25 protein-coding genes are annotated in these 24,212 nt (G+C 62.9%); 9 read left to right on the forward strand and 16 right to left on the reverse strand.

The window, feature by feature from the left end; all coding sequences use genetic code 11:
- Positions 1-884 precede the first annotated feature (884 nt).
- Both KIP88_RS41970 and KIP88_RS41975 read right to left on the reverse strand, forming a co-directional pair.
- Complete coding sequence (locus KIP88_RS41970) at positions 885-1,412, reverse strand: PRC-barrel domain-containing protein (RefSeq protein WP_214493958.1); 528 nt, start codon at positions 1,410-1,412, stop codon at positions 885-887.
- Between the two features lie 344 nt (positions 1,413-1,756).
- Positions 1,757-1,930 carry a DUF3606 domain-containing protein gene (locus tag KIP88_RS41975; RefSeq protein WP_214493959.1) on the reverse strand — a complete coding sequence of 58 codons (174 nt, stop codon included), beginning with the start codon at positions 1,928-1,930 and terminating at the stop codon, positions 1,757-1,759.
- A 213-nt stretch (positions 1,931-2,143) separates the two neighbouring features.
- Between KIP88_RS41975 and KIP88_RS41980 the strand changes: the two genes are divergently transcribed.
- The 3 genes from KIP88_RS41980 to KIP88_RS41990 all read left to right on the forward strand — a co-directional run bounded on the left by KIP88_RS41980 (position 2,144) and on the right by KIP88_RS41990 (position 3,414).
- Entirely contained in the window at positions 2,144-2,341 is a 198-nt protein-coding gene (locus KIP88_RS41980; RefSeq protein ID WP_214493960.1) for a hypothetical protein, read from the forward strand.
- Between the two features lie 296 nt (positions 2,342-2,637).
- Positions 2,638-2,985, forward strand: coding sequence for a hypothetical protein (locus KIP88_RS41985; protein ID WP_214493961.1), 348 nt, complete (start codon positions 2,638-2,640; stop codon positions 2,983-2,985).
- Positions 2,986-3,204: 219 nt separating this feature from the next.
- Positions 3,205-3,414 carry a hypothetical protein gene (locus KIP88_RS41990; protein WP_214493962.1) on the forward strand — a complete coding sequence of 70 codons (210 nt, stop codon included), beginning with the start codon at positions 3,205-3,207 and terminating at the stop codon, positions 3,412-3,414.
- Between the two features lie 292 nt (positions 3,415-3,706).
- On the opposite strand, the gene KIP88_RS41995 is transcribed toward KIP88_RS41990, so the two are convergent.
- A complete protein-coding gene (locus KIP88_RS41995) occupies positions 3,707-4,297 on the reverse strand; it encodes a DedA family protein (RefSeq protein ID WP_214493963.1) in 591 nt (196 codons plus the stop codon).
- Between the two features lie 393 nt (positions 4,298-4,690).
- Here KIP88_RS41995 and KIP88_RS47295 point away from each other — a divergent pair, with 393 nt between their 5' ends.
- Positions 4,691-5,113: a hypothetical protein gene (locus KIP88_RS47295; protein WP_249791435.1), complete on the forward strand. Its 423-nt coding sequence runs from the start codon at positions 4,691-4,693 to the stop codon at positions 5,111-5,113.
- Between the two features lie 283 nt (positions 5,114-5,396).
- On the opposite strand, the gene KIP88_RS42005 is transcribed toward KIP88_RS47295, so the two are convergent.
- From KIP88_RS42005 to KIP88_RS42015, 3 genes are read right to left on the reverse strand one after another with little or no spacing between them, the layout of a single operon-like run.
- Positions 5,397-5,810, reverse strand: a complete 414-nt coding sequence (locus KIP88_RS42005) for a Rieske (2Fe-2S) protein (RefSeq protein ID WP_214493964.1) — start codon at positions 5,808-5,810, stop codon at positions 5,397-5,399.
- Entirely contained in the window at positions 5,810-6,919 is a 1,110-nt protein-coding gene (locus KIP88_RS42010) for an amidohydrolase family protein (protein WP_214493965.1), read from the reverse strand. Before KIP88_RS42010 ends, KIP88_RS42005 begins: the two co-directional genes overlap by 1 nt.
- A complete protein-coding gene (locus tag KIP88_RS42015; RefSeq protein WP_214493966.1) occupies positions 6,916-7,995 on the reverse strand; it encodes an amidohydrolase family protein in 1,080 nt (359 codons plus the stop codon). The genes KIP88_RS42010 and KIP88_RS42015 overlap by 4 nt, the downstream gene beginning before the upstream one ends.
- A gap of 161 nt (positions 7,996-8,156) precedes the next feature.
- Here KIP88_RS42015 and KIP88_RS42020 point away from each other — a divergent pair, with 161 nt between their 5' ends.
- The 3 genes from KIP88_RS42020 to KIP88_RS42030 all read left to right on the forward strand — a co-directional run bounded on the left by KIP88_RS42020 (position 8,157) and on the right by KIP88_RS42030 (position 10,640).
- Positions 8,157-9,137: an MBL fold metallo-hydrolase gene (locus tag KIP88_RS42020; RefSeq protein WP_214493967.1), complete on the forward strand. Its 981-nt coding sequence runs from the start codon at positions 8,157-8,159 to the stop codon at positions 9,135-9,137.
- 6 nt (positions 9,138-9,143) lie between these two features.
- Positions 9,144-9,626: a CinA family protein gene (locus KIP88_RS42025; protein WP_214493968.1), complete on the forward strand. Its 483-nt coding sequence runs from the start codon at positions 9,144-9,146 to the stop codon at positions 9,624-9,626.
- 123 nt (positions 9,627-9,749) lie between these two features.
- Complete coding sequence (locus KIP88_RS42030; RefSeq protein ID WP_214493969.1) at positions 9,750-10,640, forward strand: VOC family protein; 891 nt, start codon at positions 9,750-9,752, stop codon at positions 10,638-10,640.
- Positions 10,641-10,747: 107 nt separating this feature from the next.
- Here the strand turns inward: KIP88_RS42030 and KIP88_RS42035 are convergent, their stop codons facing one another.
- From KIP88_RS42035 to KIP88_RS42045, 3 genes are all read right to left on the reverse strand, one after another.
- A complete protein-coding gene (locus tag KIP88_RS42035; protein ID WP_214493970.1) occupies positions 10,748-12,058 on the reverse strand; it encodes an HlyD family type I secretion periplasmic adaptor subunit in 1,311 nt (436 codons plus the stop codon).
- A complete protein-coding gene (locus KIP88_RS42040) occupies positions 12,055-13,800 on the reverse strand; it encodes a type I secretion system permease/ATPase (protein ID WP_214493971.1) in 1,746 nt (581 codons plus the stop codon). Before KIP88_RS42040 ends, KIP88_RS42035 begins: the two co-directional genes overlap by 4 nt.
- A gap of 386 nt (positions 13,801-14,186) precedes the next feature.
- Positions 14,187-14,456 (reverse strand): GlsB/YeaQ/YmgE family stress response membrane protein, encoded by a 270-nt coding sequence (locus tag KIP88_RS42045; RefSeq protein ID WP_214493972.1) that lies wholly within the window; start codon positions 14,454-14,456, stop codon positions 14,187-14,189.
- A gap of 138 nt (positions 14,457-14,594) precedes the next feature.
- Here KIP88_RS42045 and KIP88_RS42050 point away from each other — a divergent pair, with 138 nt between their 5' ends.
- Positions 14,595-14,834, forward strand: a complete 240-nt coding sequence (locus KIP88_RS42050; protein WP_214493973.1) for a hypothetical protein — start codon at positions 14,595-14,597, stop codon at positions 14,832-14,834.
- 184 nt (positions 14,835-15,018) lie between these two features.
- Here KIP88_RS42050 and KIP88_RS42055 read toward each other — a convergent pair whose 3' ends face one another.
- The 7 genes from KIP88_RS42055 to KIP88_RS42085 all read right to left on the reverse strand — a co-directional run bounded on the left by KIP88_RS42055 (position 15,019) and on the right by KIP88_RS42085 (position 22,395).
- Complete coding sequence (locus KIP88_RS42055; RefSeq protein ID WP_214493974.1) at positions 15,019-16,002, reverse strand: ABC transporter ATP-binding protein; 984 nt, start codon at positions 16,000-16,002, stop codon at positions 15,019-15,021.
- Positions 15,999-17,411 carry an amidase gene (locus KIP88_RS42060; RefSeq protein ID WP_214493975.1) on the reverse strand — a complete coding sequence of 471 codons (1,413 nt, stop codon included), beginning with the start codon at positions 17,409-17,411 and terminating at the stop codon, positions 15,999-16,001. Before KIP88_RS42060 ends, KIP88_RS42055 begins: the two co-directional genes overlap by 4 nt.
- Entirely contained in the window at positions 17,408-17,605 is a 198-nt protein-coding gene (locus KIP88_RS42065) for a hypothetical protein (protein WP_214493976.1), read from the reverse strand. Before KIP88_RS42065 ends, KIP88_RS42060 begins: the two co-directional genes overlap by 4 nt.
- A complete protein-coding gene (locus KIP88_RS42070) occupies positions 17,602-18,669 on the reverse strand; it encodes an ABC transporter ATP-binding protein (protein ID WP_214493977.1) in 1,068 nt (355 codons plus the stop codon). Before KIP88_RS42070 ends, KIP88_RS42065 begins: the two co-directional genes overlap by 4 nt.
- Positions 18,670-18,673: 4 nt before the next feature.
- On the reverse strand, positions 18,674-19,552 hold the full coding sequence (locus KIP88_RS42075) for an ABC transporter permease (RefSeq protein WP_374226588.1): 879 nt from the start codon (positions 19,550-19,552) through the stop codon (positions 18,674-18,676).
- A 12-nt stretch (positions 19,553-19,564) separates the two neighbouring features.
- Positions 19,565-20,518: an ABC transporter permease gene (locus KIP88_RS42080; protein WP_214493978.1), complete on the reverse strand. Its 954-nt coding sequence runs from the start codon at positions 20,516-20,518 to the stop codon at positions 19,565-19,567.
- 218 nt (positions 20,519-20,736) lie between these two features.
- Positions 20,737-22,395 (reverse strand): ABC transporter substrate-binding protein, encoded by a 1,659-nt coding sequence (locus tag KIP88_RS42085; protein ID WP_214493979.1) that lies wholly within the window; start codon positions 22,393-22,395, stop codon positions 20,737-20,739.
- Between the two features lie 211 nt (positions 22,396-22,606).
- On the opposite strand from KIP88_RS42085, the gene KIP88_RS42090 reads away from it, so the two are divergent.
- Positions 22,607-24,212: ABC transporter substrate-binding protein (locus KIP88_RS42090; RefSeq protein WP_214493980.1), on the forward strand; the 1,606-nt coding region annotated here is incomplete at its 3' end.

Consider the following 24,212-nt stretch of genomic DNA (forward strand, 5'->3'; position numbering starts at 1 on the left):
CGCACCCGCGGTCTCGCGTGCAAGTGCACACAAAGAGCACGCACACGAGCATACAGGTTCGGCGGGAGCATCCCGGCCTTCCCTGCGCAATGGCTCTACGGCTTACTTCGAGCTCTCCCCGGTGAACGGCTTTCTTGCCACCGTCGCCGGCGGGACACCGCGCTCGATCCGATAGGATCGATGCGCAACCGCCAACTTAGCGCCAGCACCGCGGCGTCAGGACCACACGACTTCGCCGTACGCTTCAGGCGCGTACGTCTAGCGCGCCTCTCGCGTCCATCGCATCTCACCGCACGTTCGTGACGTTCGCGAGCGTCCCTCATCTGCCGTGAGACGGGCGGAGTTATGCCGGTGATTTGCGTGAGAACGAAAGCGGAATATTTTTGCGGAAGGGGCTGGACAGGTTTTTACTGATTTGCCCGACAAGTGATTTTTGTCACACCCGTTGCCTCCACATCGTCATTGCGAGCCACCGGGTCGCGCGAATGCGCGCCCGATGACAGGCTCCGCGAAGCAATCCATAGCACAGCTTGCGGAGACATGGATTGCTTCGTCGCTTCGCTCCTCGCAATGACGGAGAGAGCCCGTAGGGTGGGCAAAGCGAAGCGTGCCCACCATCGGCAAGCGCGCTCGATGATAGATGGTGCGCACGGCGCTGACGCGCCTTTGCCCACCCTACGCGGCGGTTCAGGCAAACGGCCTCAGCCCGTTCATAAGAGCTGAGGCCTATCGGTGTTTCTGACTGAGGATGTATCTGCGCTGATACGAATCTCCAACCCCGCCGCACCGTCAACGTTCCTATCTTTTTTCGAACGCTGCGAACGTGCCCTCAAGAAAAAGGCCCCACCGAGATGGGGCCTTTCACTTTCAAAGATGTCGCTACTTTAGTCGGAGTATTTGAACTTCGGCAGCGCCTTGAGTTGCTCCTTGTTGCCGCTCATCATGGCATGATCGGGAGCCCAGTCATTCGCATTATTCGCGCGTGTAGTCGTGGTCGTAGTGGTGGCCGGCGCCGTGGCTGTGCCGGTTGTGGTTTCGCGCGTCGTGGTCGCCGTGGAGCTGGTGCGGACGGGTTCCTCGATAAATTTCAGCTTGTCCATCGTAACGGCGATGTCGTGCTCGCCCATCCCTAAGAAGCCGCCTATGCCGATAACCACGGCGTGCACCTTGCCGTCCTTGTCCAGGACCAGTTCATTGATGTCACCGAGCTTTTCATTGGCCTCGTTGTAGACATCGAGGCCCATGAGCTTGGACGCGCGCCATTTGCCCTTGAGCATCATCTTGTCGGAACTTGCAGCCGGACTGGTGGTCGCGGCCGGTGCGGCGCGATCAGCAGGCTGGGCGGTCTGCGCATAGGCCGCGCCACTGGCGATCGCGGTGCCGAGAAGTGCAACGGCAATTAGATTCTTCATGGTAACCCTCCGGAAAGAAGTGAATGTGTCTTCCGTGAACGGACCAGAGTAATGAATGTTCCTCGAGATCGACACTTTCGTCACGCGCGTGTCTCGGGTCCGCCAAACCAACGTCTCATCGGGCAGGATAGGAAACAATCGTCTGCGCGCGCGTTGAAGCAGCAGCTTGCGCCGGGTGACAACCGGCCATAACGGAGAACGATGAACGCAGCAATTTTGCCGGCTTCTTGCTGCGACACCAACGCATCGGTACGCGCTGACATCTAACCCGTTCCCGGCGTGAGCGCCCTACTCTGTTCAGCGGCAATCGCGCCGCGACATCCGGCGCCTTACGGCTCCGCGCGTCACACCCCCAGTTGCTTGCGAACGGCGGCGGCCGAATTTCCGACCTTCTCTACGGCCCGTTGCAGTTCGTCCTTCGAAACGCCGAGCGCCTTCAGCCAATACTTGACCTCGAAATCCTCGCTCATGTTGATCTTGCTGCGATCGGGCTGATCTCTCTTCGTGAGGTTGTCCATCTTCCCGCCTCTGCTGAGCCGAAAGGGAAACGTGGTCAGGATCGGCCAGTTCCTATGAAGCCGCTGTTCTCATAGTCGCAGTGTTGGCATAGAGCCCCGGCAGGGATTGCCAGGATGCCGCTCCTTGACCGCGACGGGCGCCGGCAGGCATGGATACCGGGAAAAAGTGGTATAGAATGGTCCACCAAGGCTTAGGGAAGAATTCGCTTTGTCATGAACGACGATTTTTACAGGCAGCGTGCCCGGGAAGTTCGGGATATCGCGGCCAAGGCCGACCCCTTCATCAAGCAGCGGCTTTTGGACCTGGCCGACCGCTACGATGGCAAGCGCAAAACGACAATCACGCCCTTGCCGTCCGCGCCAGCCGACGCCCAGACTCCGTCGGGCGAACACGACAGCAAGTCCGGCTAGGGAATATCGCCCTGTCCTGTTGGTGAAGAAACAGGAATCGCCCCCATAGATACGTCGCCGTTGTCACTCATCGGCGGGCTGGCGATTTCGCCGGCGTGGCTGCGCGTCGACTGGATCGCGATACCGATGCCTTCATTTTATCGGCGATATCGGGCAGCTTGAACTTCTCATGCCGCCTCCGTGGTCGCCCTGCGCGGTCCTTCGCTGCAATTTCGAGCCGCAGCAAACTCTTCGGCAACGGCTCAAGTTCCTTGTCTGCAACCGGAACAGACTGAAAATCAGCCGGTTAGCTCTGAGTGTCCCGTTCTGAGAGGGACAAAAAAGAAATCCGTCGTATTGAGGCAGCCATGGCCAATGCAGAATACGAGCGCGCCCTTGCGCGAGCGCGATTGGCATTGATTGCGCCGACGGTTGACGACGTAACTGCCGCCTATTTCGACAGTCAGGTTGAAAAGGTTTTGCTGGAAGCCAGACAGAACGGAGAAAAGTCAGATCAGGAATTAATGTCGACGCTGCTCGATGCCGTCGCGAGAAAATATTTCGCCATGGGCCTTTGCGACCGCGCGCACGAGCAGAGCTCGGATCGGGATCACGAGCACAGCCCGGACGACAGTCCGCCGCATTCCGCCCCGACAAGGAGATGAGGGTTGCAGCCGAGTTGACCGTTGTTCGAACCGCTCACACCTGATCCTCAGCCGTTGATTCGATCCACCTAGATTTGATCGCTTCGCGCATCTGCACGATTAGATACAAATTAATGCACGAATGCGCGCTATTTGGTCTGGCACTGGCGCTCGCCAATACCTATCTCTCGATCAGGAAGGAAATTCGCCCCAAGGACAACTCCGCAAAGGAGCCATCTTATGGCGAACGTACTAACCACTGGGGCCTGGCTTTCTGCCCCGATCAAAAGACCCTCATTTTTTGAACGATTGTTGCGCGTTTACGCTGAATCCCGTCAGCGACAGGCTGATCGCGTCGTTGAGCAGTACATTGCTACCCACGGGCTGCAAAAGCTGTCGGATGATGCAGAGCGTCAAATTGGACGTCTGCTTGTCAAGGCGGGGCAATAGCCATGATCACACTCATCATCATCCACGTAGCAACCAAGCTCTCTCGTTTTGGGAACGAGGTTGGTGAGACGTGGCGCGAAACGCAGCGCCTTCGTCGCACCCTTGCCGGCCCAATCGAGGAGTAGCAAAAACGCAGCAAACGTAGGGTGGGCAAAGGCGCACTTCGCGCCGTGCCACCATCACCCGGTTGGGCGCTCGATGGTGGGCACGCGGAGCCTGTCATCGGGCGCGCATTCGCGCGACCCGGTGGCTTTGCCCACCCTACGGCGATCAGCAACCGCTCGCGCGTGCTTCAGGATCGCTGCACGATCTGATCGAGTTTCTTGCTGAGCAACCAGGACAGGCCGAGGAACGCGACCAGCATCACAATGCCCAGGCCCGAAGAGGCATTGTTGATGGACTTCTCCGAGAATTGACCGAAGGCATAGCCGGCCGAGACAACGGCGCCGGACCAAAGGCCGGCAGCTACGAAGTTGAGCGCAAGGAAAGTCGACCAGGGCAGCCGCGATATCCCGTAAGCAAATCCCGCGAGCCCGCGGACGCCGTGCGGGAAACGGTGAATCAGGATCATCCAGACATAGTGACGTTCCGTCAGGCGGACGACCGTCTGCACCGTGCGCTCGAACCGCGGAAAGCGATCGAGCAAGCGGGCGCCATAGCGTCGCCCGATCCAGAAGCGAATGACATCGCCGGCGAAACTACCGAACCAGCAGGCCACAATGAGCGTGCCAAGGCTAAGCGCTCCCGCATGCGCCGCGTAGCCTGCGAACAGCGCAAGCAGCAGACTATGCGAGGCCGCATAGGCAAACATGAAGCTGTAGGCCACATCGCCATGCTGGCGTATGAGGTCGAGGAACGAGGTCAGATCCGTCGGAAACAGCAATGTAAGCCCACCCACTCGCTCATGGAATGTTCCCCCAAATGAGTGGGTTCACCCTGAACGCTAGCACCCCGCTGAAGGCCACGGAAGCCAGCAGAAAGGCCTACGGCCGCCAAGCTTCGCACGCCGAGCGTGTTTGCAAGTGAAGCGAGCCGTACAGCGGGTTAGGACGCGCACGCATTAGTCGAGCTTGAACGGTGCGGCTTGATCGATGTCCGCCATGCCCCGATAGCGACCAACGAGCGGCGGGCCTGGCCACACCCTCCAAGGACTGGGCGAGCGCATAAGGACGTTGCCACTGTGTCGATCACATTTGGATCGCGCGAAATCGCGGAAAGTTCATCCTGATCACCCGCGACGATTGGACGCAGGCGGTGTTATTTGGATAGTCCGGCAATGATGCCGGATAGCAAAGCAAAAAAGGGAAGAACAATGCTCAGGAAGTTGCTAGGTGCAGCCGCAATGGCTGCAACGGCCTATGCTTTTGTGCCCGCGGCACACGCCGGGCACGTCCATCACGCCGTGCATGTCGGTGTCGGATGTAGCGGCGACAACTTCGCTAAAGCTGAAGGCGGGGTCGAGACCATGGCTGACGGCCCCGCCAAGTTCACGGCGGAAAGGGAGATTGCCCAGGCGCAGGACGCAATGCTCAGTGGGCAGATGAGTGGATGCGCAATGCATCTTGGCCAAGCGCTGCGCGCTGAAAGCGTGGCCCAAACCGCTTATCCGGGGACGATGGCCCCAGCGCCGTTCGCAACCACACAAGAGGCGCCGCAGCAGCCGCAGTTTAATTGGACCCCGCTGAAAGGCGCGTATTAAGCCTCAGCAGAAGAGCTGGGGATCGACCCAGCTGAACCGACTCTCAGAGCGGCGCTCCTCGTTGCAAGCTTGCCAAACGTCGCGCGCCGCTCCTTCCAGAAATCGTAGGGTGGGCAAAGCCAACGGGTCGCGCGAATGCGCGCCCCGCGACGAGCGCAATTGCGCTCGCACAGTGATGACAGGCTCCGCGTGCCCACCATTTGGAAGCGCAATCGGCGATAGATGGTGGGCACGGCGCCAGCGCGCCTTTGCCCACCCTACGAATTTCGCGCTAACGGCCCGACTACAAATCCACCACCACGTAATCGCTCTCGACCGACACGGCGATGGTCTCCGCCACATACGGCCCCTTTACCACGCTCGATCCCGGCTCGACATTGACCGGGTAGGCCCGTGCGCGAAAGCGCTTGGGGTCGCAATAGGATTGGCCGGTGCGGATGTCGAATTCCCAGCCGTGCCAGGGGCAGCGGATGATCTCGCCGAGTTTGGTGTATTCGATCTCGCCGGGATCGGAGGATTGCGCGAGCCCGATCAGCGGGCCCTCACACAAGGCCGCGCCCTGATGCGGGCAGCGGTTCAAGAGGCCGAAGAACTCGCCCTTGATGTTGAAGATCGCGATCGGCCGCCCATCGATGTCGAGGAATTTTCGCGTACCCGGTGGAAGCTCATCCACCGGGGCGATGACGTGTCGCACCATCAAGCAATCCCGTACAGCTTTTTCGCATTCCCGAGATAGAACGCTTCGCGGTTGGCGTCGCTGACGCCGGCCGGCAACACGCGCGACGGTTCATCGAAATCCCAGTGCGGGTAATCGGTGGCGAACAACAGCTTGTCCCAACCGATCCATTCGATCACCTGGAACAGATGATCGCGGCGCTCCGGATCTTCCATCGGCTGCGTGGTCCACCAGATGTGGTCGCGGATATATTCCGATGGCTTGCGCTTGAGATACGGCACCTCGCTGTGCAGCCGCTCGAAACTCTTATCGAGCCGCCAGCCAAGCGACGGCGCCCAGCCGAAGCCGGCCTCGATCATCACCATCTTCAGTTTTGGATAACGCTCGAACACGCCTTCGAGCACGAGGCTCGCGAGCACAGTCTGCTGACACTGCGCATGGCCGACCATCTCCTCGATGTAGAAGCTCGGCCAGCCGGACGGGGTGAGCGGATTGCCGCCGAAGCCGAAGGCATGAATGCCGACCGGCAGGCCGATCTCCTGCGCCGCCTCATAGATCGGCCAGTAGCGGCGCTGACCGAGCGGCTCGACGTTACGGCTGAGCAGCAGCACCTGCACAAAATTCGGATCGCCGGCGCGCTTGCGGATTTCAGCGGCGGCGGAAGGGCCGTCTTCATTGGCGACGACGATCGAGCCCTTCAGGCGGGAATCTTTGCTGGTCCATTTCTCGATCTGCCAGTCGTTGATCGCGGTGCAGATCGCGCCGGCCAGATCCTGGTTGCGCAGGCCCTGCCCGCTGGCCAGCGGATTGAGCACGCCAAGGGCTACGTTGTAGGGATCGAGAAGCTGCTTCTGCATGAAGGACAGCGAGGAGCCCTGCGGCCCGCCTTCCGGCGGCCAGGCGTCGCGGCGCGAGGCATTCGGCTGCGCCTTCGGATAGGGCGGGCCTTCCATCATGCCGTGATAGGCCTGCTTGCCGTAGGCCTCGAGATGTTCATGCCAACGCTTGGCGAGGAAGGGATAGAGTTCGTCCGCGGTGGCGCGCGCCGGATGGATGTCGCAATCGGCGATCGCTGATTTGACGCTGACAGACGCTGACGGCTCCGGACGGTCACGGAACTGGACGTTCATGGCGTCGTCTCCTTCGCAACTTCCAACCGGCCGTAGGTCGCGAGCGGATTGTCGATCATGATCTTGCGGACAAGATCGGACGAAATTCCCTCGGGCAGCACCTCGTCGCCGTCGAATTGCCAGTGCGGATAGTCGGTCGAGAATAGGAGTAATTCGTCCGACTGCATATGGTCAAACAAGCGGTTCAGGGTTGCGGGATCGGGCGGCGCATCGACCGGTTGCAATGAGAATCGGATGTTGCTGCGCACAATCTCCAGCGGCGCACGATCGACCCACGGCGTTTCCATCCGTATGCCGCGCCAGAACTTGTGCAGCCGCCACAGATAGGCCGGCAGCCAGGTGAAGCCAGATTCCAGCATGACCATTTTCAAGTTCGGGTGGCGGGCGAACACGCCCTCCACGATCAGGCTGGTGAGCTGGGTCTGGAACGCGGTGGCCTGCGCGACATAATCCTCGATGTGGTAGGAGCCCCAGCCGACCGAAGTCGGCGGGTTGTGATAGGCGCTGCCGGCGTGGACGCCGATGGTGAGGCCCAGCCGTTCGGCGGCGGCGTAGATCGGCCAGTAGGCGCGCTTGCCCAAGGGCATGTCGCCCATAACCAGCATCAGCACCTGGACGAAGCGCTTGTCCTTGGCGCAGCGCTCGATCTCGGCGACGGATTTTTCGACGCTTTGCGCAGGAATCACGATCGAGCCGCGCAGCCGCGCGTCCTTGTCGAGCCATTCCTTGGCCAGCCAGTCGTTCAGCGCGCGGCAGAACGCGTCCTGCATGTCCTCGGAGAACACCATCTGCACGCCGTAAAGGGGATTGCAGATGCCGTAGCTCACCTGAAAACGGTCGAGCGCCTGCTTCTGCATATCGGCAAGATCCGCGCCCGGCTTGCCCTGCGCCGGCCGCCAGTCCGGCCGCGAGGAGAGCGGCGAATTGGTCGGATAGGATTGCGAGACCAGGTCGGTCATGCCGCGCGTCGTCACCTGGTCGCGCCAGTAGTCATTCATATAGGGCAACAGGCTGGTCAGATGCGGAACGGCGGGATGCAGATCGCAATCCACGCCGCCTACGATCGGCGACGTCATGATGTTTCCTCGTTCGCGAGCGCGGTCTCACGGCATCTTGTAGGCTTCGCCGCTTGGTTCTTCAGCCGCATTCAAGCAGGCTGGTCTGCAGCCCGCAACTCGGCAAACGCTGGCACCCTGTGCTAGGAAAACATGGGTAAGGGGCTTTGGAGAGATTTTCGATGATTTGGATTGGACGTACGGCGATTGCCATAACCCTCTTGCTGGCCGGCAGCGCATTCGCGCAGCAACAACCCCCTGCCGCGCCCGCAGCACCCCCGCCGGTCGATTTCTCCAAGGTCGAGATCAAGACCACCGACCTCGGCGACAACGTCTACATGCTCGAGGGCCAGGGCGGGAACATCACCGTGGCGGTGGGCAGGACCGGCATTATCATGGTCGACGGCCAGTTCGCGCCGCTGCACGACAAGATCAAGGCCGCGATATCCACCATCTCCAACCTGCCGATCAAATATTTGATCAACACGCATTATCACGGCGACCACACCGGCGGGAATGAAGCCTTTGCCAAGGACGGCGCCATCATCGTTGCCGACGTCAACGTCAGGAATCGCCTGGCGGAGGGCACCACCAATGGCCTGACCGGCGTCAAGACGCCGCCGGCCGCAGCAGGCGCGCTGCCGACGAAAACCTACGCCGGCAAGATGCTCAAGATCAGACTTCCCGGCCGCGTCGCCGATCTCCGGCACATCGCCAACGCCCATACGGACGGCGACACTTACGTCTGGTTCAGGACCGCCAATGTGCTGGCGACCGGCGACACCTTCACCAACGGCCGCTATCCCAACATCGATTTCGCCAATGGCGGCAACATCAAGGGCATGATCGCAGCGACCAACGCCTACATCAAGCTGACCAACGCGAAGAGCCGCATCGTGCCGGGCCACGGCCCGATCGCCGACCGGGCGGCGCTGATCGAATATCGCACCATGCTCATTACCGCGCGCGACCGCATGGCCGCGCTGGTGAAGGAAGGCAAGAGCGAAGACGATGTGGTGGCGGCCAAGCCCTTCGCCGATCTCGACAAGAAATGGGCGCCGACGGAGTTGGCCTCCAAGAATTTTATTCGCGTCGTCTATCATTCGCTTGCGGACAAAACCGACAGGAAGACGGTGCTGAAACGAATGCTGCGCCGGGGTTGAGAGAACATGAAAGAGCTCGTGACAACAGCCGAACAGATCGCCGCCAAACTGATCGCGCGGAAACAAACCATCGCGATCGCGGAATCCTCAACCGGCGGCCTGATCTCGGCGGCGCTGCTGTCGGTGCCGGGCGCATCCGCCTATTTCCTCGGCGGCGCCGTGGTCTACACGCGCGATGCACGACGGCTGCTGATGGATATTCCTGACGAGGCGATGAAGGGCATCCGCTCGGCGTCCGAGCCTTATGCGAAACTGCTGGCGAGCCAGGTACGCCAGCGCTTCTCAACCGACTGGGGCTTGTCGGAGACGGGCGCGACGGGCCCGACCGGCAACCGCTACGGCGACGCCGCCGGCCATAGCTGCATGGCGGTGGCGGGGCCATCGCAATCGGTATTCACGCTGGAGACCGGCAGCAATGATCGGCAAGCCAATATGCACGCGTTCGCGAAGACGGCGCTGAATCTGCTGCTGGAGAATTTGTCGAAGTAACGCGTAATCGTAGCCCGGATGGAGCGCAGCGAAATCCGGGGACAGTGCGCGCCACGCAAGAGTTTCCCGGATTGCGCTTCGCTCCATCCGGGCTACGCACTATCCCTTATCGAGGATCTCGTCATGCAACAGCCGTTCGACCGCGCAGCCGAGGATCTCGGCAACTCGATCCATTTCGAGCATGTCAACGTCACCATCCCCGATCAGCGGCTGGCGACGCTGTTCTATGTCGCAGGCCTCGGGCTGACCCGCGATCCCTATCTGATGGTGTCGGACACCAACATGTGGGTCAATGTCGGCCGGAGCCAGTTTCATCTGCCTGATGGTGCGCCGCAGGTGCTGCGCGGCCATACCGGCATCGTCATCGCCGGCCGCGAGGCGCTGCTGGAGCGGCTGGCGTCGGTCGCGAAAAAACTGGAAGGAACGTCGTTTGCGTTTAGGGAGCATAACGACCATGTCGAGGCCGTCTGCCCCTGGGGCAATCGCGTGCGCTGCTATGAGCCGGACGCCGCGCGCTTCGGGCGGATCACGCTCGGCATTCCCTATGTCGAGTTCGACGTGCCGGCAGGCACCGCGAAAGCGATCTGCGCCTTCTATCCCGCGATCATGGGAATGCCGGCCGAGTTCTTGAACGGCGACGGCGCCGTGGCGCGGGTCAAGGTCGGCAAGGATCAGGTTCTGCAGTTCCGCGAGACCGACCGCGCGCTGCCGGAGTTCGACGGGCATCACGTGCAGATCTACATCACGGATTTTTCGGGTCCCTACCGCCGCCTGCGGGAGCGGGGCCTGATCTCGCAGGAAGACAACCAGTATCAATACCGCTTTCGCGACATTATCGATCTCGATGGCGCAAGGCACCTGTTCACCGTCGAGCACGAGGTGCGCAGCGCCACGCACCCGATGTTCATGCGGCCGCTGGTCAACCGAAACCCGGCCGAGACCAACCGCACGTATGCGCCCGGCCACGAGCAGTGGGCTTGGGCGATGGGGCCGGATGAGTATGACAGGAGATAGGGGCGGCAGTTCGTAGCCCGGATGGAGCGCAGCGAAATCCGGGGCAGTGCAGGCGGCCTGAGCGGTCCCGGATTGCGCTTCGCTCCATCCGGGCTACGCAGATGCCCTCACCGCTCCCGGAACGAGCGCATCAGCTGGTCGCTGAACGGCTTCATCAAATAGGAGAACATGGTGCGGTCGCCGGTCTGGACGAAGGCTTCGACCGGCATGCCCGGGATGATCTTGACGTTGTCGCCGAGGCGCGCGACTTCGGCCGGCGGCAGCGAGACGCGGATGGTGTAGTAGCTCTGGCCGGTGCGCTGGTCGGTGGTGACGTCGGCGGAGACGCGCGCCACCACGCCATTGAGTTCCGGCGTGGTGCGCTGGTTGAAGGCGGACAGCCTGAGCAGCGTCTTCTGGCCGATCTGCAGCTTGTCGATGTCCTGCGGATTGACCTTGGCCTCGACCGAGAGATCGTCGGCCCTCGGCACGACCATCATGATGGCGTCGCCAGCAGTGATGACGCCGCCCACGGTGTGCACGGTCGACTGCAGCACGACGCCGTCCTGCGGCGCGCGGATGTCGATGCGGCGCAATTGATCCTCGGCGGTGACCTTGCGCTCGACGAACTCGCCGATCTTGTCGTTGGTCTCGCGCAGATCCTTGGAGACCTCACTGACCACGTCCTTGTCGACCTGGATGATCTGCAGCTCGGTTTCGGTGATCTTGCCCCTCGCCTGCGCACGCGCGGCGATGTATTGCGCACGCTCGCCCGACAGCCGGGCGAGATCGCGCTCCAGCACCGTCAGGCGCGAGATCTGGATCAGGCGCTGCTCGTAGAGCTGGCGGACGCCGACCAGTTCCTTCTCGACCAGCGCGACTTCCTTTTCCTTGGCCTGTTCCTGCGCCGTCAGCCCTGCGATTTCCTCGTTGAGCTGCAGCACCCGCTCGCGCAGTTGCGATTTTTGCCCGGCGCGTCCGAATACGCGAACCTCGAACAGTTTCGTCTCGCTCGCCAGGATATCCCGCACATCCGGATCGTCGGCGCGATCGGTCAGCATCGGCGGAAACTTGATCTTGTCGAGGCCGCGCTGCTCGGCTTCCAGCCGCGCCGCGCGCGCCCACAATCCGTTCAGCGTCTTGACGACGATGGCGAGGCTCGCCTTGACCACGGTCTCGTCCAGCCGCACCACGACATCGCCGGCCTTGACGATATCGCCGTCGCGCACCCTGACCTCGCCGACCACGCCACCGGTCGGGTGCTGCACCTTCTTGACGTTGGAATCGACCACCACCGAACCCGGCGCGATCAGCGCGCCCGAAATCTGCACCGTCGAGGCCCAACCGCCGAATCCGCCGGCGAGCACCAGCATCAGCGAAAGGCCGACGATGAGATGCATCCGTATCGAGCGGCGCGCGCCTGTCAGCTCGGCGGTCATGATTTTTTCGCAGCTCCCGCTTCGGACACGATCTTGATCGGCGGCGGCGACGGAACCCGCTGCAGCACCTGGCCGAGCACGGTCTCCTTCGGGCCGAACGCCTGCATGCGGCCGTCCTTCAATACCAGCAATTGATCGACCGCCTCGATGCCAATCGGCCGGTGCGCCACCACGACCACGATGGCGCCGCGCTCGCGGGCGCTGCGCACCGCGCGGGTCAGCGCCTCGTCGCCCTCGCTGTCGAGATTGGAGTTCGGCTCGTCGAGCACGATCAGGAACGGATCGCCGTAGAGCGCGCGCGCCAGCGCCACGCGCTGGGCCTGGCCGGCGGAGAGCGCGGCGCCCTGCTCGCCGATCTGGGTGTCGTAGCCCTCGCGCATCTTGATGATCATATTATGCACGCCGGCTTCCTTGGCGGCGGCGATGATCGCTTCGGATTTCGCTTCCGGTTCGAAGCGGCAGATGTTCTGCGCCACGGTGCCGGCGAACAATTCGACGTCCTGCGGCAGATAGCCGATGTGGCGGCCGAGCACGTCCGACGACCATTGGTCGAGCGCCGCACCATCGAGCCGCACCTTGCCGCGGGCCGGCATCCAGACGCCGACCAGCGCGCGCACCAGCGACGACTTGCCGGAACCGCTCGGACCGATGACGCCGACGCCGGTGCCGGCCTCGACGGCGAAATTGACGTCCTGCACGATGACGCGCTGGTCGCCCGGCGGCACGATGCTGACGGCCTCGACCGACAGCCGCTTGGATGGCGCCTGCAGCAGGGTTTGCGCGTTCGACGGGGGGACTTGCTCCAACAACTTGCTGAGGCGATGCCAGCTCTGGCGCGCGGCGACAAAGCCCTTCCAGTGAGCGATGGCGAGATCGACCGGCGCCAGCGCGCGTGCGCTCAGGATCGAGCCCGCGATGATGATGCCGGCGGTGGCCTCCTGGTGGATCACGAGGTAAGCGCCGACCGCGAGCACCGCCGATTGCAGCATCATACGCAAAACTTTTGCGACCGCCCCTAAGCCGCCGGCGACGTCGCTGGCGCGCTGATTGCCCGCCAGATAGATCTCGTTGGCCTCGCTCCAGCGCCTGGTCAGCCGTCCGGACATGCCCATAGCGACCAGCACTTCGGCGTTACGCCGGCTGGTGGCGGCCAGATCGTTGCGCCGCGCCGCCAGCGTCATCGCCTCCTTCGCCGGCGTGCGCGACAGGAACTCGGTGATCAGCGTCAGCGTCACCAGAATGATGGCGCCTGCCAGTGCGGTGACGCCGAGCAGCCAGTGAAACGCAAAGCAGATCGCGAGATAGAACGGCAGCCACGGCAGATCAAAGAACGCGCCCGGCCCCATGCTGCCGAGAAACGACCTGACATTGTCGAGATCGCGCAACGGCTGCAGGCCCTCGTTGCGGTTGCCCACCAGCAGCGGCAACCGCACCACGGTTTCGAACACGCGCGTGTTGAGGGCTTCGTCGAGCGCGGTGCCAATGCGGCCGAGAATCCGACCGCGGATCAGATCGAGGCCGCCTTGAGCGATGTAAAGGCCGCCGGCGAGAATCACCAGGCCGACCAGGGTCGGCACGCTGCGGCTCGGCAGCACGCGGTCGTAGACCTCCAGCATGAAAATCGAGCCGGTAAGGTACAGCAAATTGATCATGCAACTCATGACACCGACGCCGATAAAGGCGCTGCGGCAGGCGCGCAGTGCCTCACCGAGCTCGGAACGCCGGACGGGAGCGGCTGCCATTTATGCGTATCTCTTCAATCGGATAAGATATGTGCAGGTTTTACCGATGTTTTTGGACACCGTCTATTTTAAGTCACGTTAACCTGTATCCAGTTCACCCCCATGAAACGGGTGGAGGCGGAAGTCGCGCGTTTTGGGCGCTCATTTGACGCTGGCGCCAGCCCCGCGGTGGGTTCGGGCTTCGGCTGGGCTGAAACGGCACTGGAATCACCGAGATCGACACCCAGCCGATTCGCCCTTGATATCGAGCAGAACGCCGCTTTTCCGGCGCCCTACCCGCCCGCCATCAGGCCCCCACCCGACCGTCGGCACACCTTTACGCCCCACGCCTGCCCCTACGTCTCGCAGGCGGGCATCACCCAGGCGTTCTGAAAACGATCCAGCGCTTATAGCCGTCCCCCGGTCCGCACCAGCCGCACGATCAAGAGCAGGATGATGGCGCCGATCGTGGAGTAGACGATCTCGGACACCAGCCCGGTGCCGATACGAATGCCGAGCTTGGGAAACAGCAGGCTTGCGAGCAGCGCACCGGCGATGCCGACGAGGATGTCGCCGATGATGCCAAAGCCGGTGCCGCGCACGATCTTGCCGGCCAGCCAGCCGGCCACCAGGCCGACGAAGAGAATGACGAGAATGCCTTCGTTGGAAATCTGCATTGGAAGTCCCCCCGGGGTTCGGCGCTGGCCGGACGACAGACTATCCCATGATCGTCCGATGTGACGAGCCACAAACCGCGCACCGTCCAACGACGCCCGTGAAGTGAAACTTTTTTACGTCACATGCGTTAGGTCGGCATGAAACACGGCGATATTTGGTATGTGACCTTTGGTCCGGACAAAACGGATGAGACGGCGGAGAGCATGGCCCGCTCGACCCGCACCTTTAAGTCGGAAATCGACGCCAAGCTTTTTGCGATGCAGATCCTGGCCAAGGGACTGACCGCGAGCGCGGGCACGCTCAATCCGCATCAGCCGAAACAGGTGGTGGGACCGGCGCAGATCGAACAATGGGCCGATCCGGGATTGGGTGGATAACTACGCTCTCGTGTCCCGGACGCGGCGCAGCCTAGGCGATGCATAGCTTCGTCCGGCAGTGATGCGACGCAGAGCCGGGGCCTAACTAGCCGCGACATCTGGACCCCGGATCAGCAGCGCACCACGCCGCAAAGTGCGGCGCGCTGCGCAGCATCCGGGGAACGCCGACCGAAACCGTTTCACATCAGGTAGCAGCAGAAACTTCAGCGGGCTCCGCCAGCACACAGCGCGCGGTTCTGTCAGGCGACACCTGCACATTCGGCGGCAACTGCTCAGCGCAGCGCGGTTGCGCGTAACCACAGCGCGGCGCGAACGAACAGCTTGCAGGCGCCTTGTCGAGCGAGGGCGGCGTGCCCGGGATAGTCTCCAGCCGCTGGCCCCTTTTCGCGCCGTGGACGGTCGACGCCAGCAATCCCTTCGCATAGGGATGGACCGGCGTTCGCACGATGTCGCGCAGGCGGCCCTGCTCCACGATCTGGCCGGCATACATGACGGCAACGCGGTCGCAGATTTCGATGGCGACGCCGATATCGTGGGTCACGAAAATCACCGACATGCCGAACTCGCGCTGCAATTCGCGCAAGAGCAGCAGGATCTGGATCTGCACGGTGGCGTCCAGCGCCGTCGTAGGCTCGTCGGCCAGCAGGATCTTTGGCTTGCAGGCCAAGGCAAGCGCGATCATGGCGCGCTGCCGCATGCCGCCGCTCATTTCGTGCGGATAGGCTTCGAGGCGACGTTTGGCGGAGGGAATCCGTACCACCTCCAGCATTTCCAGCGCGCGGGCCGTCGCCTCCTTCTGGCTCTTGCCTTCATGGCGCATCACGCTTTCCGCGATCTGGTGGCCGATCGTGTAGACGGGATCGAGCGCCAGCGCGGGCTCCTGGAAAATCATGGAGACGGTCTGGCCGCGAAACGCCGAAAGCTGTTCATCATTCATCGCCAGCACGTCGCGGCCCAGAACCTTCACGGTCCCCGAAATCTGCGTCCGCTTCTTGGGCAACAGCCGCATCAGCGCGCGCAAGGTCACGCTCTTGCCGGAGCCGGATTCTCCGAGCAGGCCGAGAACCTCGCCCTCGCCGAGCGTAAGCGAGATATCGTTGACGGCATGAACCGTGCGCTCGCCGGTGAAGCGGATGTTGAGATCGCGGATTTCGACAAGGTTGCTCATGCCGCTTTGGGTACCTGCTGGTGATAATCCGTGGCGCGCTGGAATGCCGCGCCGATCCGCACCAGCCCGGCCTCATCGAAGGCGCGGCCGATCAACTGCATGCCGACCGGCAGGCCGTTCCTGGTGAAACCCGTGGGAATCGAAAGCGACGGCAGGCCGAGATAGTTGATCGGCCGGGTGAAGCGCGTGATGCGCTGGATCACGGCCTCCGCATCGAGGCTGTTGCCGACATCGCTCTCGGCAATCGTCACCGCCGGCATCGGCGCCACCGGCGCGATCACGGCATCGGTACCGGTGACCGCCGCGAGGTAGGCGGCGAGCGCGGGACCGCGCCAGCGCATCGCTTCGAGATAGGTCACGGCGGGAATGGCAAGCCCGTTCTGCAGCCGCATCAAAACCTGCGCGCCGTAATCCTGCGGCCGCTCGATCATCCAGCGCTTGTGGAAGGCGGCGGCCTCGGCGGCGAGCACGATCTGGCAGGCGGCGGTGAGCTGGCGCTGGTCCGGCAGTTCGACCTTGACGATTTCGGCGCCCTCGCGTCGGAGGGTGGCGATGGTCTCGTCCAGCACCCGCGCCACCTCGGAATCGAGATCGTCGACATAGAAGGCGGTCGGCACGCCGATCTTCAGGCCCTTGAGCGAGCCTGTGGTCGCGGCCATGTAGTTCGGCACCGGGAGCGTCGAGGTGGTCGGATCCTCGGGATCGGCGCCCGCCATCAGCCCGACCAGCAGCGCGCAGTCTTCGACCGTTTGCGCCAGCGGCCCCACTGTATCTAGCGATTGCGACAAGGGCATTGCGCCCGCACGGCTGATCAGGCCGACGGTGGTCTTGAAGCCGGTAACGCCGCAGAAATGCGCAGGCATCCGGATCGAGCCGCCGGTATCGGAGCCCAGCGCCGCAAAGGTTAGCCGCGCGGCGACCGCCGAGCCGGAGCCGGACGACGAGCCGCCGGTGATGTGATCGACATTCCAGGGGTTGCGCACCGCGCCGTAATGCACGTTGTGGCCGGTCGGGCCGTAGGCGAACTCGACCATCTGCAGCGAGCCTAGCCGGACGGAGCCAGCGTCCTTCAGGCGCTGCAATGCAGTGGAGGTCGTCGTCGCCACGAAATCGCGGCGGATTTTCGAGCCGCAAGTGACCACCTTGCCGGCGTCGTAATACATGTCCTTGTGCGCCATCGGCACGCCATGCAGCACGCCGAGATTCTTGCCCTTGGCGAGCGCGGCGTCGGCGGCGTCAGCGGCAGCGAGCGCTTCGTCCGCTTCGATCGCCATGAAGGCGTTGACGCGCGGCTGCCATTGCGCGATCCGGTCGAGGCAGGATTGCGTGACCTCGCGCGAGGAGAGTTTCTTGCCGGCGATTGCTTTCGCAACCGACACCAGCGACATCAAGGCCGGTTCGCCGCTCATTTCGACACCTTCGTGGCTTGCACCAGCAGAAAAGTCGCGGGCTCGAGATCCATCGGCAGCGTGCCGGCTACGGCTGCAAAACCGTCGAAGGCCGGGCCGATGGAATTGGCGATGCGCTCGGCGACTTCCTTGTCCGCGGGCACGCCCGCGACATCGGTCATTGCCTTGACCTCTTTGGGGCTGGGTCTTGTCATGCGGCGTTTACTCCATGTGCCGGTGCGCGGCTGTGCCCCGAGCCAGGAATGGCCATGTAGCACGCCGCTTGATGGCCCATTGTATCGACATCGCTGAGTTTTGGCGTCGCATTTGCGCAAAGCGGCTCCGCAAACGGACAGCGGGTGTGAAACCGGCAGCCGGGCGGTGGGTCGATGGGGTTGGGCGGATCGCCCGAGATCGGTGGCGTCTCGGTGCGGTTATCAGGATCGGACGACGGCATCGCTGCCAGGAGCGCCCGCGTGTAGGGATGCGCCGGCGCATCCCAGACCTTGTCGACCGGACCGAGCTCGACCACCTCACCGAGATACATCACCAGCACGCGATCGCTGATGTAGCGCACCACGTTGAGGTCATGGCTGATGAACAAATATGTCAGGCCGAATTCGCGCTTGAGGTCCGCCAGCAGGTTGAGCACCTGGGCCTCGACCGATTTGTCGAGCGCCGAGACGGCTTCATCGAGGATCACGAGCCGCGGCGACAGCGCCAGCGCCCGCGCGATGTTGACACGCTGGCGCTGGCCACCGGAAATCTCGTGCGGATAGCGATTGGCGAAAGTTTCGGGCCGCAAGCCGACCTTGCCGAGCAGCTCGCGCGCCAGCGTGCGCGCGGCGGCATCCGCCATGCCGTGAACCTTGGGACCGAACGCGATCGAGTCCTCGATGGTCAGGCGCGGGTTGAGCGAGGCGTAGCTGTCCTGGAACACCATCTGCATGCCTCGGCGCAGCTCGCGCAGCGACAGCGCCTGCCCGACCTGCATGCCGTCATAGACGATGTCGCCGGCATCGCGCTTCATCAGGTGCATCAACAACCGCGCCGTGGTCGACTTGCCGCAGCCGGATTCGCCGACGATCCCGACCGTCTCGCCCTTGGCGATGGAGAAGGAAACATCATCAACCGCGCGCACGGTTTTACGAGGGCTGAACAGATCGCCCCGCACAGGAAAATGTTTGGTGAGGCCAGTGACCTGCAGCAGCGGCTGCGCTGCACCGCCGATGTCCTCGACCGGTTCCAGTAGCTCGACTGACGGGCTTGTCTCACTCATAGCGTCAGTTCCTGATATCCATGGCGCTGCGCATGCCGTCGCTGAGCAGATTGAAGCAGATCGACACCGCAAAGATCATGACGCCGGGTAGCGCCGCCACCCAGGGATTGACATAGATCGCGGTGCGCAGCGTGTTCAGCATCAAGCCCCATTCCGGCTCCGGCGGCTTTGTGCCGAGACCGAGGAACGAAAGGCCGGCGGCGAGGATCATCGATACCGAGATCAATCCCGTCGCATAGACGAAGATCGGCCCCAGCACGTTGCCGAGCATGTGCACGCGCATGATGGTGAAGGGTCCGGCGCCGGACGCGCGCGCGGCCTCGACGAAATCCATGTTGCGCACGCCTGTCGTGACGCTTTCGGCGACGCGGGTGATCTGCGGCACGAACACGATCGTCAGCGAGACGATGGAGTTGACGATGCCCGCGCCGAGCGCGCCGGAAATCGCAATCGCCAGCAAGACCGACGGGAAGGCGTAGAACACGTCGATCGTGCGCATGATCGCGGTGTTGAGCCTGCCGCCGACATAGCCGGCGACGAGCCCGAGCGAGGTTCCGATCATGAACGCGAGGATCACGGGCAAAATGCCTATTATCAGCGACAGCCGGCCGCCATAGATCAGCCTCGCCAGCATATCGCGGCCGAGTTCGTCGGTGCCGAGCGGATAATTCGGCGTGCCGATGTGGCGAAGCCTGCGGATCATCGAACCCTGATAGGGATCCGCCAGCCCGAGCCACGGCGCGCACAGCGCGGAAAGAAAGATCAGCACCAGCACGAACGCGCAGACCATGCTGACCTTGTCGCGCGAGATACGGCGGCCGACGGTCGCCCAGTAGCCGCGCGCCTTGGTGGCGGGCGCGGCTTGCAGGGCGGTATCCGACATCACGGTCATGGATCAGCCCCGCTTGATGCGCGGATCGATCGCGGCCTGCGCGATATCGACCAGCAGATTGAGGGCGACGAAGAACAGCGCGAGCACCAAAATCGTGCCCTGCAACAACGGCAGGTCGCGCTGGAAGATTGCGGAATTGAGCAGCAGTCCCGAGCCCGGCCATGAGAACACCGTCTCGATCAGGATCGAGCCGCCGAGCATATAACCCAGTTGCAATCCCATCACCGCGAGCGCGGTCGGCGCGGCGTTCTTGATGACGTGCTTGAACACGTCGAGTTCGCGGAGGCCCTTGGCGCGCAGCGCCTCGACGAAATCCTGCGAAAGGATGTCGCCGGTCAGCGCGCGCACGGTGCGGGTGACGATGCCCATCGGGATCACCGAGGTCGTGATCGCCGGCAGGATGAGATATTTCATGTGCTCCCAATCCCAGCCCCACGATCCGGAGCCGCCGGGACCGGCGCCGACCGCGGGCAGCCAGTTGAGCTGCACCGAGAAGATGATGACCAGCACCATGCCGAGCCAGTAATGCGGCACCGAGACGCCGGCGATGGCGATCGAGGTCGCGACCTTGTCGACCCAGGTGTCGCGGAAATAGCCGGCGATCAGGCCGAACAGCAGCCCGAGCGTGAAACCGATCAGGGCCGCGGCAATCGCAAGCGTGACCGTGTTGCCGACCGCGCGCAAGACTTCCGATAGCACCGGGCGGCCGGTGGCGATCGAGCTGCCGAGATCGCCATGGAGCGCCCGCCACATCCAGAGGCCAAACTGAACCGGCAGCGGCCGGTCAAAGCCGTAGGCCGTGCGCAGTTGCGCCGCGAGCTCCTGCGAGGCGTCCGCAGGCAATACGGCGACGAGCGGATCGCCGGGCGTGATGTGCACCAAGAGGAAGCACACCAGCGCCACGCTGATCACGATCGGGATCACATAGACGATACGTCGGGCAATATAGACGAGCACAGGCAACTCTCTTCTTCCCTTCTCCCCTTGTGGGAGAAGGTGGCGCGGACTTTAGTCCGCGCCGGATGAGGGGTTCTATCCGCGGACGCATGTATTTCAGATGAGGGATGCATGTCCGCGGAGACAGACCCCTCACCCGTCTCGAATGAGCTTCGCTCATTCGATCCACCCTCTCCCACAAGGGGAGAGGGGAAGCGAGCGAGCAGAAGCGTCTCTCCTTACGGCGCTATCGTCACCGGCGAGAAGTCGACGAACCAGCTCTTCGGCTGCACGAAACCCTTCACCTTCGGGCTCATGGCGCGCGGCGAGACGTCGTGGGCCACATAGAGGAACGCCGCATCGTCCACCGAGGCTGCGTGCAAATCGGCGAGCGCCGCGTCACGTGCCGCGGGGTCGAAGGTCTGGCGGGCCTTGGTCACCAGCTCGTCGAACTTGGGATTGTTGATGTAACCCCAATTATTCGACGTTGGCGGCGCCATCGACGACTGCAGGAAGCGCACCAGCGCGAAGAACGGATCCATCGCCGCGTAGGTGACGTTGGTGGCGTTGGCGCCGTTGGCGGTCGGATCCTTGGCGCCGCGGCGCCAGTTGGTGAACAGCGTGTTCCACTCGATGACGTCGAGCTGAACGTCGAAGTAGCACTCGGCCAGCGCCTGCTGCAGATACTCGTTCATCGGCAAGGGCTGCATCTGGCCCGATCCTGACGCCGAGGTCTGGGTCTTCACCGTCAGCTTCTTGCTCGGCCCGTAGCCTGCCTCCTGCATCAGCTTCTGGGCGGCCTTCAGGTCATACTTGATCTCGAAGGTCGGTTTTCCGCGCCAGGGATGGCCGGCCTCGAACGTTCCGGTCGCCGGCACCATCAGGCCGGCAAGCAGACCCTCCTTGAGACCTTCGCGATCGATGCAGAGATTGGCCGCCTTGCGGACGCGAATATCGTTCCAGGGCGAGCCTTCGATGCGCGAGAACTGCCACGGCCAGACGTGTGGCGATTCATTGGCCTGCAGCTGGAAGCCGCGCTGCTTGATCTCCTTGACGGCGTCGGGCGCCGGCGCTTCGACCCAGTCCACTTGGCCGGAGAGCAATGCTGCGGTGCGGGCATTGGCCTCCGGCATCGGCAGCAGCACCATCCTGTCGACCTTGGGAACGCGCGCCTTGTCCCAATAGGCCTCGTTCTTCACCAGTTCGAGCCGCTCGCGCGGCGTGAACTTCGACATCTTCCAGGGACCGGTGCCCGAGGCGTCCCTGGCGAACGCGGCCCAGGCGGCCTGCGACTTGGCCTTGGCGTCGGCGCCTTCGGCCTTGTCAAAAAACGCCTGCCACTTGGTCGGGCTGGCCATAAACAGGTTGGTCAGGTTGATGGGCAGGAAGCTATCCGGCTCCTTGGTGGTCAATTCCACCGTCAGGTCGTCGATCTTGCGGGCCGAGGCCAGCGTGGGCATGCGCGAGGCGGTGACGCCGACCTGGCTGGCATCGAAGTGCGGCGCATCCTGCTTCAGCACCTTCTCGACGTTCCAGACCACGGCGTCGGCATTGAAGTCGCTGCCGTCATGGAATTTGACGCCGGGACGCAGCTTGAAGGTCCACTTCTTCTTGTCGGCCTCGTCGACCTTCCACTCGGTCGCGAGCCCGGGGATCATGACGCTCGCCTTGTCGCGGGACGAGAGGTCCCACATCGTCAGCCCGTCATACATGGTGAGGCCGGTGAAGCGGTTGCCCTCAAAACCCTGATCGGGCTGGCCGAGCGTGCGCGGAATATCGGCAGCGGTCATGCCGATCCGCAGCACCGTTTCGGCGCTCGCAAGCTGCGGCAGTCCCACCACCAGCGCCGTGGCCAGCAGCCACGCGGTGGCCGTCCTCTTTGATTTGTCGTTACGCATATGCAGCAATTCCTTCTCGACTTGGGTGACTAATTCTTATGCAAAGGTATGCAACGCCTGTGCCAAGGCAGGTACTGAGGCAGGCGCTTCGTTAGGGGCCATTAGCCGCACAACTCCCTGTGAGTGCGCATGCAACCGCGCCTTCCATGCTCCATCTGGCATCAAGCTTGCATTTTTCAGCTCCAAACCCCGGCCCGATGGAGCTTAAATCATGCGCACCCGATATTCGATGCTTCTTGCTGCCGCGGCAATAGCCCTCGGATTCCCTCTTGGCTTGCCCACGATTTCGGCGCAGGCGGAGACCGTTGTGCGCTACGGCATTTCGATGGCGGACATTCCCCTGACCACCGGCCAGCCCGACCGCGGCGCCGGCGCCTACCAGTTTTCGGCCTATACGATCTACGATCCGCTGGTGGCCTGGGAGATGGACGTGTCCGACCGGCCCGGCAAGCTGGTGCCGGGCTTGGCTACCGAATGGAAGGTGGACGAGCAGGACAAGAAGAAATGGCGCTTCACCCTGCGCCAGGGCGTCAAATTCCATGATGGCAGCGAATTCAACGCCGACGCCGTGATCTGGAATCTGGACAAGGTGCTCAATGACAAGGCACCGCAGTTCGACAAGCGCCAGAGCGCGCAGGTCAAGACCCGCCTGCCCTCGGTCGCGAGCTACGCCAAGATCGACGACACCACGATCGAGATCACGACCAAGGCCGTGGATTCGTTCTTCCCGTATCAGATGCTCTGGTTTCTGGTCTCGAGCCCCGCGCAATACGAAAAGCTTGGCAAGGACTGGGACAAGTTCGCCAGCCAGCCTTCCGGCACCGGCCCGTTCAAACTCACGAAACTGGTGCCGCGCGAACTCGCCGAGCTGACGAAGAACGCTGACTATTGGGACAAGAAGCGGCTTCCGAAGGCCGACAAGATCGTGCTGATCCCGATGCCGGAAGCGCTGACGCGCACCAATGCGCTGCTGGCCGGCCAGGTCGACCTGATCGAGACGCCGGCGCCGGATGCGGTGCCGCAGCTCAAATCCGCCGGCATGAAGATCGTCGACAACGTCACGCCGCATGTCTGGAATTATCATTTGAGCGTACTGCCCGGCTCGCCCTGGACCGATGTCCGCCTGCGCAAGGCGCTCAACCTCGCGATCGACCGCGAGGCCGTGGTCGGGCTGATGAACGGATTGGCAAAGCCTGCCAAGGGCCAGGTCGACCCGTCGAGCCCGTGGTTTGGCAAGCCGGAGTTCGAACTCAAATACGATGTCGCCGCAGCCAAGAAGCTGGTGCAGGAAGCCGGTTATTCGAAGGAAAAGCCGCTGAAGACGACCTTCGTCATCGCGCAGGGCGGCACCGGACAGATGCTGTCGCTGCCGATGAACGAATTCCTGCAGCAGAGTTTCAAGGAAATCGGCATCGAGATCGACTTCAAGGTGGTCGAGCTCGAGACATTATATACCGCATGGCGCAAGGGCGCGGCCGACGAGATGAATGCCGGCATCACGTCCAACAACATCGCCTATGTCACATCAGATCCGCTCTACGCGATCGTCCGCTTCTTCCACTCCGGCCAGATTGCGCCTGTTGGCGTCAACTGGGGCGGCTACAAGAACCCGAAGGTCGACGCGCTGATCGACGAGGCCAAGCAGACGTTCGATGTCGCCAAGCAGGACGAACTATTGGCGCAGGCGCACGCGCTGATCGTCGACGACGCTACGCTGGTCTGGGTGGTGCACGACACCAACCCGCATGCGCTGTCGCCGAAGGTGAAGAAGTTCGTGCAGGCGCAGCACTGGTTTCAGGATTTGACGCAGATCGGGC

This window comes from Bradyrhizobium sp. SRL28 (genome assembly GCF_018596315.1).
Lineage (GTDB): Bacteria > Pseudomonadota > Alphaproteobacteria > Rhizobiales > Xanthobacteraceae > Bradyrhizobium.